13 protein-coding genes are annotated in these 11,926 nt (G+C 68.1%); 4 read left to right on the top strand and 9 right to left on the bottom strand.

What is annotated here, in order from left to right; genetic code table 11:
- Window positions 1–18: 18 nt before the first annotated feature.
- The 3 genes from A5724_RS22190 to A5724_RS22180 are packed head-to-tail and all read right to left on the bottom strand — an operon-like array spanning window position 19 to window position 2,700.
- Window positions 19–1,302 (bottom strand): primosomal protein, encoded by a 1,284-nt coding sequence (locus tag A5724_RS22190; protein ID WP_067807183.1) that lies wholly within the window; start codon window positions 1,300–1,302, stop codon window positions 19–21.
- 52 nt (window positions 1,303–1,354) lie between these two features.
- On the bottom strand, window positions 1,355–2,401 hold the full coding sequence (locus A5724_RS22185; RefSeq protein WP_067807177.1) for an NlpC/P60 family protein: 1,047 nt from the start codon (window positions 2,399–2,401) through the stop codon (window positions 1,355–1,357).
- Window positions 2,401–2,700, bottom strand: coding sequence for a type VII secretion target (locus tag A5724_RS22180; RefSeq protein WP_067807174.1), 300 nt, complete (start codon window positions 2,698–2,700; stop codon window positions 2,401–2,403). The genes A5724_RS22185 and A5724_RS22180 overlap by 1 nt, the downstream gene beginning before the upstream one ends.
- Before the next feature lie 50 nt (window positions 2,701–2,750).
- Between A5724_RS22180 and upp the strand changes: the two genes are divergently transcribed.
- Window positions 2,751–3,374: a uracil phosphoribosyltransferase gene (gene upp, locus A5724_RS22175; RefSeq protein ID WP_067807171.1), complete on the top strand. Its 624-nt coding sequence runs from the start codon at window positions 2,751–2,753 to the stop codon at window positions 3,372–3,374.
- Between the two features lie 28 nt (window positions 3,375–3,402).
- Here the strand turns inward: upp and A5724_RS22170 are convergent, their stop codons facing one another.
- The 5 genes from A5724_RS22170 to A5724_RS22150 form a co-directional block, all read right to left on the bottom strand.
- A complete protein-coding gene (locus A5724_RS22170; protein ID WP_067807168.1) occupies window positions 3,403–3,861 on the bottom strand; it encodes an AbfB domain-containing protein in 459 nt (152 codons plus the stop codon).
- Between the two features lie 56 nt (window positions 3,862–3,917).
- A complete protein-coding gene (locus tag A5724_RS22165) occupies window positions 3,918–4,259 on the bottom strand; it encodes a hypothetical protein (protein ID WP_067807165.1) in 342 nt (113 codons plus the stop codon).
- Window positions 4,260–4,356: 97 nt separating this feature from the next.
- Window positions 4,357–5,319 carry a hypothetical protein gene (locus A5724_RS22160; RefSeq protein ID WP_067807162.1) on the bottom strand — a complete coding sequence of 321 codons (963 nt, stop codon included), beginning with the start codon at window positions 5,317–5,319 and terminating at the stop codon, window positions 4,357–4,359.
- Between the two features lie 100 nt (window positions 5,320–5,419).
- Window positions 5,420–7,069: a phospho-sugar mutase gene (locus tag A5724_RS22155; protein ID WP_067807159.1), complete on the bottom strand. Its 1,650-nt coding sequence runs from the start codon at window positions 7,067–7,069 to the stop codon at window positions 5,420–5,422.
- On the bottom strand, window positions 7,066–7,518 hold the full coding sequence (locus A5724_RS22150; RefSeq protein WP_067807156.1) for a MarR family winged helix-turn-helix transcriptional regulator: 453 nt from the start codon (window positions 7,516–7,518) through the stop codon (window positions 7,066–7,068). The genes A5724_RS22155 and A5724_RS22150 overlap by 4 nt, the downstream gene beginning before the upstream one ends.
- 98 nt (window positions 7,519–7,616) lie before the next feature.
- Here A5724_RS22150 and A5724_RS22145 point away from each other — a divergent pair, with 98 nt between their 5' ends.
- Complete coding sequence (locus A5724_RS22145) at window positions 7,617–8,729, top strand: AbrB family transcriptional regulator (RefSeq protein ID WP_067807288.1); 1,113 nt, start codon at window positions 7,617–7,619, stop codon at window positions 8,727–8,729.
- On the opposite strand, the gene A5724_RS22140 is transcribed toward A5724_RS22145, so the two are convergent.
- Window positions 8,675–9,469, bottom strand: a complete 795-nt coding sequence (locus tag A5724_RS22140) for a purine-nucleoside phosphorylase (RefSeq protein ID WP_067807154.1) — start codon at window positions 9,467–9,469, stop codon at window positions 8,675–8,677. The genes A5724_RS22145 and A5724_RS22140 overlap by 55 nt on opposite strands.
- Before the next feature lie 59 nt (window positions 9,470–9,528).
- Here A5724_RS22140 and A5724_RS22135 point away from each other — a divergent pair, with 59 nt between their 5' ends.
- Both A5724_RS22135 and A5724_RS22130 read left to right on the top strand, forming a co-directional pair.
- Window positions 9,529–10,710, top strand: a complete 1,182-nt coding sequence (locus tag A5724_RS22135) for a M20 family metallopeptidase (RefSeq protein WP_067807151.1) — start codon at window positions 9,529–9,531, stop codon at window positions 10,708–10,710.
- A 34-nt stretch (window positions 10,711–10,744) separates the two neighbouring features.
- Window positions 10,745–11,914: an amidohydrolase gene (locus A5724_RS22130; RefSeq protein ID WP_067807148.1), complete on the top strand. Its 1,170-nt coding sequence runs from the start codon at window positions 10,745–10,747 to the stop codon at window positions 11,912–11,914.
- The last annotated feature ends 12 nt before the right edge of the window (window positions 11,915–11,926 follow it).

Below are 11,926 nucleotides of genomic sequence, written 5' to 3'. Positions count from 1 at the left end.
GAACTCATCGCGCCGCAGTTACTCCTGGCGCAGCCGCGATTCGACGAACGCCTCCAGCGCCTCCCACTGCTGCACCGCCTCGGCGTACGGCGGCTTCGGCCGGCCGACGGTGTCCGGGTCGAGCACGTGCGCGATCAGGTGACCCAACGGCTGGTCGGGGTCCAACGACTCGTCGACCGTGGTGTCCTCGGAGTATTCGCCGATGTCCCTGAGGAACTCGACCGCGAGCTCCAACTGGTCGCGGTCGATCGCGTCGGGGCCGTCCGCGAGATCGTCGACGATGCCGGTGAGCACGTAGACGTTGTCATCGTTGACGTCGACGCGCAGGGAGCCGTCGGTGGCCGCGGTGCGGATGTCGTCGTAGGTCGCGAGGTCGGACAGGTCGTGGTCGTGTTCGTCGGCGAGGTAACGCGCCAGCGCACCGCCGGAGGTGAAGACGCTGACGCGGCCGTTGCGGCCCAGGAAGATCGGTGTGTCGTCGAGGTAGCAGCGCAACGTGTAGTAGGTGCCCGCGCTGGTCATGATCCGCACCGGGTCGATGCCGACCTTGAGCCAGAAGTCGTCGTCGCTGCCCAGCACCAGGCCTGCGGCGTGGTCGGCCAGATCGTCGGTCTCCTCAACGTTGGTCTCCGCGGCGTCGGTGTCCTCGGCGGCTTCAGTGTCGTCGGTGTCGGTGACTTCTTCGACTTCCTCGGGTTCGGGCGCGGGCTCGGCAAGTTGCGCCTCGGCCTTCTCCGAGGCTGCCTTGTCGACGTCGGGGATGGTGACGATCTCGTCGATCGCGTCGACGACGTTGTCCCAGCCGCGGCCGATCACCGTCTCGATCTCGGCCCAGCGCTTGCGGCCCGCGCGGCCCGCGAAGGCCTCGATCCCGCCGCCGACGGTGCCGAGCACCGGATTGCCGTTGAAGAACTTGGTGATCGCGGGCATCTCACACACCGAACCGATGGAGGACACGATCGCCAGCGTGCGGTGCAGCTCCTTGACCGTCTCCTCGCTGGGCTTCTCGGCGACCAGCTCTTCGAGGCTGACGAGGTCGTACTGACGCTCGTCGGGCGGGTCGAACGTATGCGCATTCGCCTCGGTCAGCGCCTGCCACGCCGGGTGGTCGACCAGGTCGTTGTCGGTGTTGGTCCGCACGAAGGCCACCAGGTCGGCGACCGACTCGAAGGCGTACAGATCCTCGTCCTTGCCGAGGAACGCCTCCCACTCGTCACCCGCATCGCGCCAGCGTGGAGCCCACAATGTGTACAGGTCGCCCTTGGTCAGCGCGAGCCGGATCGGCACGATGTCAGCAGCCATGGCGCACAGCCTAACGACCGCCCCAACCGAGCCTTCCTAGAGACGCGCTGAGTCACCCGGTCGGCCGCCAGAAGCCCTGGAAACCCTGACCAGCGTTCGTCGTTCGGATCGGCGAGAGTTGCACTGGATCACCGGCCTCGATCATGGTCCCGTTCCCGACGATCATGGCGACGTGTCCGTCCCACACCGCGAGGTCGCCCGGCCTCAGCGAACCGGCGTCGACGGCCGCCCCGATGTCCTGCTCCTGCGCCAGCCGCGGGATGTCCAGGCCTGCTTCGTGATAGGCCCACTGCGTGAGTCCGCTGCAGTCCAGCCCGACGCCCGGCGCGGTGCCACCCCACTGATACGGCACGCCCAGCTGGGTCAGCGCGTGCCGAACTGCACTGGCCGCTACCGAGTTCGGTGCCATAGCGGTGCCGCCGTCGGGCAGCCGGACCGCGAAACCGTCGCCGAACACCGCGGCGTCCGGTAGCGGCGCCCCGTGCGACGCGAGCTTGGCGAGTTCGCCGAAACCGCCGGACGACGTCGGCGGCGCCGCCGAACCAGGCATCGGGCTCATCGGGGGGATGGACGGGCTGGCTATCCCCGCCGGCGTGGTCGCCGGCGCTGCCGAGGGCGGGTTGTTCAGTGTGGTCGCATGCCCCTGCAACTCCGCGCGCAGTTCCTCGACCACCGCGACGGCCTCGGCGAGCGCGCGCTGCGCCTCAGCCATCAGTTCTTTCTCGACCGCAGGCGAGTCGAGGTGCGGCTCCAGAGCGGCGGCCCGCGCCTCGAAACGCTCGATGATGTCCTGCAGCCTGTCGTTGGCGCGCGCCACCGCCGCGCCCGCGGTCTGCGTGACGACGCTGAGCTGCTGCACTCTGTCGGCCAGCGCCTCGGTGGTGATGACCGTCGCCGCCGCGAACTGTGCCGCGGCGTCCGCGCCTGCGCCCGACCACGTCTGCTCGGCATGCAGCCAAGCGCGGCCGGACGCCGACGCGATGTCGGTCAGCGACTCGTGCGCCGCGGCCAGCCCCAGGTCGCCCGACCAGCCCGCGCCGATCAGCGACTGGACCTCGCGAATGGGAGCCGTCAGCGCCGACACCAGTGCACCCGGCATCAGTACACCCCGGACACTCGCGTCCCCGCGTGTGCGTCGGCGCTGTCATACGCGCCCGCTGCATGGTGCGCTGTGCGACAGGCGGTCTCCATCCGGTCGGCCAACGCCGCCACCGCCCGAGAAGCCTCGGTGGTGGCCTCGGTCAATGCGGCCAGGAACCGGGCGCCAACGGGCCCAAGCAACGTCTCCGAAGCGGCGTCCGGTGTGGACGCCAGGTGGGCCGCGACTGCGGCGAGGTCAACCGCGTGGGCCGAGTTGGCTGAGCCGAGGGCGCGGACGGCATCGGTATCGGCGAACATGGGTGTTAGGACGCCCGCGGCGGCAGTTCGGTTCCATTAGGGTTCCGCGCATGGATGTGCGCGTCGTCGACCACCCCCTGGCCGCCGCGCGGCTGACCACGCTGCGCGACGAGCGCACCGACAACGCCGCGTTCCGCGCCGCGCTGCGCGACCTGACGCTGATGTTGGTGTACGAGGCGACGCGCGACGCCGCTTGTGACACTGTCCCCGTCCGTACGCCGTTGGCCGAGACCACCGGGTGCCGACTGGCCAACCCGCCGCTGCTGGTGCCTGTGCTGCGCGCCGGGCTCGGCATGGTCGATCAGGCGCATGCACTGATCCCGGAAGCGCGGGTCGGGTTCGTCGGGGTGGCCCGCGACGAGGAAACCCACGAGCCCACACCGTATTTGGAGTCGCTGCCGGACGACCTCAGCACCCAGCCGGTGATGGTGCTCGATCCGATGTTGGCGACCGGCGGTTCGATGGCGCACACCCTCGGCCTGCTGCAGTCCCGCAATGCCGTCGACATCACTGCGCTCTGCGTCGTCTGCGCGCCGGAAGGCATTGCGGCACTGGAGAACGTGGCGCCGAACCTGCGGCTGTTCACGGCCACCATCGACGAGAAGCTCAACGAGGTCGCCTACATCGTGCCGGGCCTCGGTGATGCCGGGGACCGCCAGTTCGGGCCGCGTTGAGACCTGCGGCCGCGCAGGCTATTACGGATTAGACGAGAAGAGGCGCCGCAGGCCTGAACGTGGCGGATTGCAACTCGTCAGGCGAGTTGACCTCTTCGGCAAAGAGTTTGAAGTCTCGGTGCCGAATGAACAGATCAGGGAACGCCACGGATCGGAATGAGAACTGGTTGGGATCGATCAGTCCCTTTTCGATGCGGAACGTCGATTCTCGGCGAACTTCTTCCTTGCGGGCGGGATCCACGATTCCGTCGAAGAATTTGATATGGATGCGGAACTCGTCGAACGGGGCGACGTGTAAGACGAACCCTTCGGGAAGTGGCGCCTGTCGTAGCTGTCCGGTTTCGCCGACCCTGAGGTTCGGACCGGTCCACTCGAACGTCGCCTTGTGGCGGTCCTGGTCGTTGTCGATCTTGGCGATGTCGGCGAAGTCTCGCGCGATGACGAAGAAGTCAGGCAGGTTGTTCGAGAACAATGAAAGAAAAGGCATGATTCCCCCCGGTTGTGTTGTGTGTTGTGTGGATTGATCGGTTGGTCGTCGGTGAGTCAGATCACCTTGTAGGTCAGCGTGTACACCGATCCCGCGCCCGCGATCCGCTTCGTGCGCTCGCCCTGCCCCAACTCGGCGGCGGTGATCCGTGCGGCACCGATCCGCCTGTCGTCGGGACCGTTCTCGTCGACCTCGAACAGCACCACGTCGATGGGCGCCTGATTCTGGAACGGTAGGAGCCGGTCGTCGTCGAACTCGAAGACGTCACCCTTGCGCATCCGTATCCGTTCGAAAATGACACCGTCGCCTCGGCTGACCTGGATCTCGTCGGCCCCGTCGGGGTCCCGAACGGTGACCGCCTGCATGGTAAGCAGCTTGGCAAAACCTGCATCTGCCATGACTTCCCCCTCTGTCGTATGTGAACTACTCCTTGATGCTGCAACGACGAATCGGTCGTGACGTGAGTAGTCGGCTACTCGCTTTTGGGCACGCGAACTAAGCGTTGTCCTTCGATGAAATGCCGTTGAGCACCTTCTGCGCCTGACGGTCGACCAGGCCGGTGATGCCCTGCTGTGAGGCGCCGAGGAGCAACGCGTAACCCATCACGTGCGTCTCGTTCAAGGCTGTCAGCGTCGGGCCTGCGACGCCCGCCTTGATCATCAGCACTCCGGCAACCGCCGTCAGCGCACCGGCGGGTAGTTTGAGCAGCATCGTCGCCATCGGCACCGAGTACGCGGTGGACGTACCCTCCATCCGCCGAAGCGCAAGCGCACCAACCAGACTCGCACTGACCAAACCCAGCAGCTCGATCACGAGGATGCTCGGAGCACCGGCGCTCGTCGTCGAATCCGACAGACCGCGTGACACGAAATCGAAGCACGCCACCCCGACTGCGATCATTGCCAACGCCAGCGTCCCGCCGAACAACAGATTGCGGAAGCTGCGCAACCGCATGTTCTCGCTGTCGGACGCGTCGTAGACCGCCTTGACGCTGTGCACGATGGCCTCTCGGGCGTGGCAGTCCCATTCGGGTTGGGTGGCGAGTTCGCGAAGCGTGACCACACGGGGGTGATCGCTGCCGAGCAGTTCAGCGCCATCGGCGACGATGCCCTGCAGCTTCGCCCTGACCACTTGCGGCTTGGCGAAGCGGATCACCGCGGCGTCCACCGCGTGGATCCTGAACCAGGTGGCCTGGATGTCTATGCCGTTCCACATGCAGCGCAGACGCGGCGGGGCATCGATGATCTGCATCGCCTCGTCGAGTTGCCTTCGCGCATCCCGGCATTGAGGGTCAGACTTCGGGCCTGCCTCCAACTCATCCAGTTGCACCCGAAGGTCGGCCAACCGGCTACGCGCCTGTTCGCGCCACACCGAATACGGCCTGGCATTCGTCGAGTGATCCACCGCCGTGATCACGCCGACGTGCGGGCGCTGCAGTGTCAGGGCGGGCATGGCCATCACTACCTCCCATGCTTGACGAATCGAACATCTTCAGGCTGACTCGCCGTGGCGCGGCCTGCATGAGTAGTGAGGTACCTGCTTTTCCCAGAACCGGGCCTCAGAACTGCGCAGCGATGGCCACCAGTTCGTCTCGCAGCTTGCCCGCCCTGCCGCGGGCACCCTCGAGGTCAGAGCCGTTTGCGCAACGAACCTCGATGTAGGACTTGAGCTTCGGCTCGGTGCCCGAGGGCCGCACCACCACCCTGACCCAGTCCTGCTCATCGCCGCCGAAGAACACCAGGCCGTCGGTCGGCGGCCGCCACGCCTTCAGGTCGGTCACCGCCACCTCGAAGCCGGCCAGCCGATCGGGCGGCGTCGCGCGCAGTTTGGCCATCACCGCTTCCGCCTCGCGGACGTCTGCGACGTGTCGCGTCACCGCCGTCGTGGTGTGCACACCGTGCCTGCGCGCCAGGCCGTCCAGCGCATCGAGCACCGTCCGGCCGTCATCGCGCAGCGCGGCAACCAGATCGCAGATCATGACCGCCGCGCTGATGCCGTCCTTGTCGCGGACCGCACCGGGATCGACACAGTGGCCGATCGCCTCTTCGTACGCGTAGACCAGCGTGCACCCCGGTCGGTCCACGTCGGCCCGGGCCAACCATTTGAATCCGGTCAGCGTCTCCACATGCTGGGCGCCGTGGTCCTTGGCGATGGCGGCCAGCATCCGGGACGACACCGCGGTGCTGGCCACCACGGTGGCCTCGGAGACCGGGCCAGGCTCGGTCTGCGCAAGGATGTAATCACCCAACAGCCAACCTGTTTCGTCCCCGGAGAGCATCCGCCAGCCGTCCGCGGTCGGCACCCCGACGGCGCACCGGTCCGCGTCAGGGTCCAGCGCGATGGCGACTTCGGCGTTGACCTCGGCGGCGAGGCGCAGCAGCGCGTCGACCGCGGCCGGCTCCTCCGGGTTGGGCAACGCCACGCTGGGGAAGTCCGGATCGGGCGCGAACTGGCTCTCGACCACATGGATGTCGGTGAACCCGGCGCGCACCAAGGCGTCCATCGCGAACTCGCCGCCCACGCCGTGCATCGGCGTCAGCGCGAGCCGCACGTCGCCGTGAGTGAACCGGTGCCGTCCCGCCCGCTCGATGTAGTGCTGAACCACATCGACACCGGACGGCTCAACCGGCAGGCGGGCGACCTCGTCGGCGGGCGGCGCCTCGGCAGCGGCCCGCTCGATGTCCTCGTCGATGGGCGGCACGATCGGAAACCCGCCTTCGAAGTAGACCTTGTAGCCGTTGTCGGATGGCGGGTTGTGCGACGCGGTGATTTGGATGCCTGCCGCCGCGCGGTTGTGGCGCACCGCGAACGCGAGCACCGGCGTCGGCACCGCGACGAACATCAAGGTCACCGAAAAGCCCTCGGCAGCAAGCACTTCTGCGGCCGCCAAGGCGAAATCCTCCGACTTGTGCCGGGTGTCTCTGCCGACGACAACCGGTTTACCCGCCAGACCGCGCTCCTTGAGCACCTTGGCGACCGCCCACGTGGTGCGCAGCACGACGGCCAGGTTCATCCCGTTCGGCCCGCCGCGCAGCGGGCCGCGCAGACCCGCGGTGCCGAAGGTCAACGGCTTGGCGAACCGCTCGTCGAGTTCGTCTCGGCTGAGCGCGGCCAGTTCCGCGGCGGTGTCCGGATCGGGGTCGTGCGAGATCCACTCCTGCGCAACCGAGGACGGCGCCATACCCGGCTGGTGCCGCGACGAAGTCATGCGGTCAGTGTGCCCGCTTTCACGTCGCTGTATGCCAGCTTGCGGAGCACGGGCGCGACAAGCATCAGCAGGTCGAATTCCAGCGGGGTGAGGTTGTCGCGCATCGTCTCGTACAGCCAGGCGTCCCGTTCGGCGCGGTCGGCCTCCAGCAGCGCGCTGCCCGCGTCGGTGAGTTCGATGAGCTGGCGGCGCCGGTCGTGCTCGTCGGGGCGGCGCGCGATCAGGCCGCGGCTGAGCAGTTCGTTGATGCTGTCGGTCAGCGACTGCACCCGGACATGCAGTCGGTTCGCCACCTCGGCGGGCGTGGTGACGCCGGTGCGGCTGACTTCGCCGAGCAACTCCATCTGGCTCAACGTCAGGCCGTGATCGGGTCGGTGCCTGCGCATCTGACGGGTGACGGCCATCATCGATTCCCGCAGCTCGGTGGCCGGTGAATCTGTACGCACCATAACCAAGTTATACCTTGGTAATAGCTGGCTGTCACCTGCATCACTCGCCTTTGCGATCATCATTTCTCAAGGGCATACTTGGCATCAAGATGACTTGGATGCGGCGGTTGCTCACCTGGGCCCTGCTGATCGCGACCACCGTCGCGGTCACCTACCCGCTCACCCGCATCGGTGTGCCGTCGGCCGCCCTGTTCGCCGCCCTCGTCGTAGGGGTCGTGCTCGCGCTGACATCGCTGGCTCCTCGTCGGGTACCCCGTATCGGAGGCATCGCCGCACAAGGAGTGCTCGGCGTCTACATCGGCACGATGGTCCATCAGGATGCTGTGGGCGCACTGGGCAAGGATTGGCCGGTTGTCCTCGCGATCGCGGTCGTCACCCTGCTACTCAGCATCGTGGCTGGTGCGCTGCTCGGACTGCACCGCGACGTCACCCCGCTGACGGGATCGCTCGCGCTGGTGGCGGGCGGGGCGTCCGGTCTGGTCGCGATCGCCCGCGAACTCGGCGGTGACGACCGCGTCGTCTCCGTCGTGCAGTACCTGCGCGTCGGCCTGGTGACGGCGTCGATGCCCGTCGTGGTGACGTTGATCTATCACGGGGACAGGTCGCATGGGTCGACGTCCGTCACGCAAAGCCACACGGCCCCTTGGTATCTCAGTGTTCTCATGTTGATCGCACTTGTGCTGGTCGGCGCGACGGCCGGTAAGCTGATCCACCTGCCCGGCGCGGGTCTGCTCGGCCCGATGGCGCTGACCGTGGCGCTGGAAGTCACCGGTTTCTCCTTCGGGCTTTCCGTGCCTGCGCTGCTGGTGCAGGCGGGTTACATGGTGATCGGCTGGCAGGCCGGGTTGGCATTCACCAGGGAATCGCTGCGCGCGATCGGCCGGATGCTGCCCGCCGCGATCGGCCTGATCGTCGGGCTTGGCGTCGCGACGGCCGGACTCGGTGTGGTGTTGGCCCACTTCGCCAAGCTCACCCCGCTGGAGGGCTACCTCGCGACCAGTCCCGGTGGCGTGTACGCCGTGCTGGCGACGGCCGTCGAGACCGGGTCCAACGTGACGTTCATCATCGCCGCGCAGGTGGTGCGGATCCTTCTGATGTTGTTCGCGGCGCCGTTGATGGCGCGCAGCGTGGTGTGGATCAGCAAGCGGCTGAGCCGTCAGACCCGCGCGATCACCGCACCGAGCAGAGAGCCCATCCGGGTCGCGGATTGACTGCCCGCCTCCAGCACTTCGTCGTGGCTCAACGGCTGACCGGTCATTCCGGCCGCGAGGTTGGTCACCAGCGATACGCCGAGCACCTGCGCGCCCGCGGCGCGGGCGGCGATGGTCTCATGCACGGTCGACATGCCGACCAGGTCGGCGCCCAACGTGCGCAGCATCCGGATCTCGGCGGGTGTCTCGTAGTTCGGGCCGGGCAGCGCGGCGTACACGCCCTCGGCCAGCGAGGGATCGATCTCGCGGGCCAGTGTCCGCAGCCGCGGCGCATAGGCGTCGACCATGTCGACGAAATGCGCGCCCACGAGTGGGGATCTGGCCGTCAGGTTGAGGTGGTCGCTGATCAGCACCGGTTGCCCGACGGTGTAGTCGTCGCGCAGGCCGCCCGCGGCGTTGGTCAGCACCACGGTGTGCGCACCCGCTGCGCAGGCCGTGCGGACCGGGTGCACGACGTGGCGCAGGTCGTGTCCCTCGTAGGCGTGGATGCGGCCGACGAACACCAGCACCCGGTGCTCGCCCACGTGTACCGACAGCAGCTGCCCGCCGTGGCCAACGGCGGTCGGCGGGGTGAAGCCAGGCAACTCGGCCATCGGCACCACCGCCACGGGATCGCCCAGTCGCGCCGCGGCGGGCGCCCAGCCCGAGCCGAGGACGACGGCGACGTCGTGCGCCCCGACACCGGTGCGCTCGATGATCGCGGCCGCCGCTTCCTGCGCCGCCGCTGCCGGGCTCGTCACGGTAGGGCAGCTTATAGCCGTCGGCCGAACGGCCGTCGGGACAGTGAGATACTGCTGAGATGCCCACCGCCACCGCGTCGACAAGCGTCGAAGACGCCGTCCACCGGCGCAGCAGCGATCTGGTCGAATTGTCGCACTCGATTCACGCCGAACCCGAACTCGCGTTCGCCGAACATCGCAGCTGCGCCAAGACGCAATCGCTGGTCGCCGAACGCGGGTTCGCGGTCACCCCGGTTGTCGGCGGGCTGGACACCGCGTTTCGTGCCGACTACGGCAGCGGCCCGCTGGTGATCGGCATCTGCGCCGAGTACGACGCGCTGCCCGAGATCGGACATGCGTGCGGGCACAACATCATCGCCGCATCGGCTGTCGGCACCGCGCTGGCACTGGCCGACGTCGCCGACGACCTCGGCCTGACAATCGCGTTGGTCGGAACGCCCGCCGAGGAGGCCGGCGGCGGAAAAGCGTTGCTGCTCAAGGCTGGAACGTTCGACGACATCGCGGTGACGGTGATGATGCATCCCGGACCCGTCGACATCGCCGCGGCGCGCTCGCTGGCGCTGTCCGAGGTGACGGTGCGCTACGCGGGCCAGGAATCACACGCCGCCGTCGCGCCGTACCTCGGTGTCAACGCCGCCGACGCGGTCACCGTCGCGCAGGTCGCGATCGGCCTGTTGCGCCAACATCTGGCCCCAGGGCAGATGGTGCACGGCATCGTCACCGACGGCGGGCAGGCCACCAATGTCATTCCGGCGCGCGCCGAACTGCGCTACACGATGCGCGCGGCCAACTCCGAGTCGCTGCGCGACCTCGAGGACAAGATGGCCGGCTGCTTCGCGGCCGGTTCCGTCGGCACGGGTTGCACGCACACGGTGACCGAGACCGCGCCCGCTTATGCGGAGTTGGTGCCGGACGGATGGCTGGCGTCGGTGTTCCGCGGCGAGATGGTCAGATTGGGCCGCACTCCGGCTCCGGAAAGCGTCGAGGCCACGCTGCCGTTGGGCAGCACCGACATGGGCAACGTCACGCAGGTGATGCCCGGCATCCACCCGATCGTCGGCGTCGAGGCGGGCGGTGCGTCGATTCACCAGCCTGCATTCGCCGCCGCGGCGGCAGGACCCAGCGCGGACAAGGCGGTCGTCGAGGGCGCGATCATGCTGGCCCGCACCGTCGTCAGCCTGGCCGAGACGCCCGCCGAGCGGGATCGGGTGCTCGACCTGCAGGCGAGGAGGGCGTCGTGAGCCTCGGCGAGCGAGGAGCGGAGGCGGATCGCGCATGAGCCTCTCCGATGCCACCGAGTTGTGGCTGGACGCCCACTACGACGACCTGGTCGCGTGGCGTAGGCACATCCACGCCAATCCGGAGTTGGGCCGCCAGGAGTTCGCGACCACCCAGTTCGTCGCATCCCGATTGGCCGACGCGGGGCTGAACCCGAAGGTGCTGCCCGGCGGAACCGGGTTGACGTGCGATTTCGGGCCGGAGCACGGCCCCCGCATTGCGTTGCGCGCCGACATGGACGCGCTGCCGATGGCCGAACGAACCGGAGCGACGTATGCGTCGGTGGTGCCCAACGTCGCGCACGCCTGCGGGCACGATGCGCACACCGCGGTGCTGCTCGGCGCGGCGCTGGCGATGGCGTCGGTGCCCGAGTTGCCGGTCGGCGTGCGGCTGATCTTCCAGGCCGCCGAGGAACTTATGCCGGGCGGCGCGATCGACGCGATCGCGGCGGGTGCGCTGACCGGGGTGTCGCGGATCTTCGCGTTGCACTGCGACCCGCGACTGGCGGTCGGCAAGGTGGCGCTGCGGGCCGGGCCGATCACGTCGGCCGCCGACCAACTCGAGGTGACGCTGCAGTCGCTCGGTGGGCACACGTCGCGTCCGCATCTGACCGGCGACCTGGTGTACGGGCTGGGCACATTGATCACCGGCGTGCCCGGCATCCTGTCGCGGCGGATCGACCCGCGCAACAGCACGGTGATGGTGTGGGGCGCGGTGAACGCCGGCGTGGCGGCCAACGCCATTCCGCAGACCGGCACACTGGCGGGCACCATCCGCACCGCCAGCCGCGACACCTGGGATTCGCTGGAATCCATTGTGCACGAGATTGTTTCGTCGTTGCTCGCCCCGCTCGGCATCGAGCACACCCTGCTGTACCGGCGCGGTGTGCCGCCGGTGGTCAACGAGGAGATCTCGACGCGCATCCTCACCCACGCCATCGAGGCGATCGGCTCCGACGTGCTGTGCGACACCCGGCAGTCCGGTGGCGGCGAGGACTTCTCGTGGTATCTCGAAGAGGTGCCCGGCGCGATGGCCCGGCTCGGTGTGTGGTCGGGCCGCGGCCCGCAACTGGATCTACATCAGCCGACGTTCGACCTCGACGAGCGGGCGCTTGCGGTGGGAGTTCGGGTGCTGGTCAACATCATCGACCAGGCCGCCCAGTTCTAGCTCTTTGCCCTC

Origin of the sequence: Mycobacterium sp. ACS1612 (assembly GCF_001667505.1) — a bacterium.
In the GTDB taxonomy this organism is placed as follows: domain Bacteria; phylum Actinomycetota; class Actinomycetes; order Mycobacteriales; family Mycobacteriaceae; genus Mycobacterium.
Note: the sequence above shows the minus strand (reverse complement) of the source record. Positions and strands in the feature narration are given on the sequence as shown.

Coding starts and splice junctions, on each gene's coding strand:
- A5724_RS22190 (WP_067807183.1), bottom strand. CDS start 1,302: ATGGCTGCTGACATCGTGCCGATCCGGCTCGCGCTGACCAAGGGCGAC.
- A5724_RS22185 (WP_067807177.1), bottom strand. CDS start 2,401: ATGCCGGGTGCACTGGTGTCGGCGCTGACGGCTCCCATTCGCGAGGTC.
- A5724_RS22180 (WP_067807174.1), bottom strand. CDS start 2,700: ATGTTCGCCGATACCGATGCCGTCCGCGCCCTCGGCTCAGCCAACTCG.
- upp (WP_067807171.1), top strand. CDS start 2,751: ATGGATGTGCGCGTCGTCGACCACCCCCTGGCCGCCGCGCGGCTGACC.
- A5724_RS22170 (WP_067807168.1), bottom strand. CDS start 3,861: ATGCCTTTTCTTTCATTGTTCTCGAACAACCTGCCTGACTTCTTCGTC.
- A5724_RS22165 (WP_067807165.1), bottom strand. CDS start 4,259: ATGGCAGATGCAGGTTTTGCCAAGCTGCTTACCATGCAGGCGGTCACC.
- A5724_RS22160 (WP_067807162.1), bottom strand. CDS start 5,319: ATGGCCATGCCCGCCCTGACACTGCAGCGCCCGCACGTCGGCGTGATC.
- A5724_RS22155 (WP_067807159.1), bottom strand. CDS start 7,069: ATGACTTCGTCGCGGCACCAGCCGGGTATGGCGCCGTCCTCGGTTGCG.
- A5724_RS22150 (WP_067807156.1), bottom strand. CDS start 7,518: ATGGTGCGTACAGATTCACCGGCCACCGAGCTGCGGGAATCGATGATG.
- A5724_RS22145 (WP_067807288.1), top strand. CDS start 7,617: ATGCGGCGGTTGCTCACCTGGGCCCTGCTGATCGCGACCACCGTCGCG.
- A5724_RS22135 (WP_067807151.1), top strand. CDS start 9,529: ATGCCCACCGCCACCGCGTCGACAAGCGTCGAAGACGCCGTCCACCGG.
- A5724_RS22130 (WP_067807148.1), top strand. CDS start 10,745: ATGAGCCTCTCCGATGCCACCGAGTTGTGGCTGGACGCCCACTACGAC.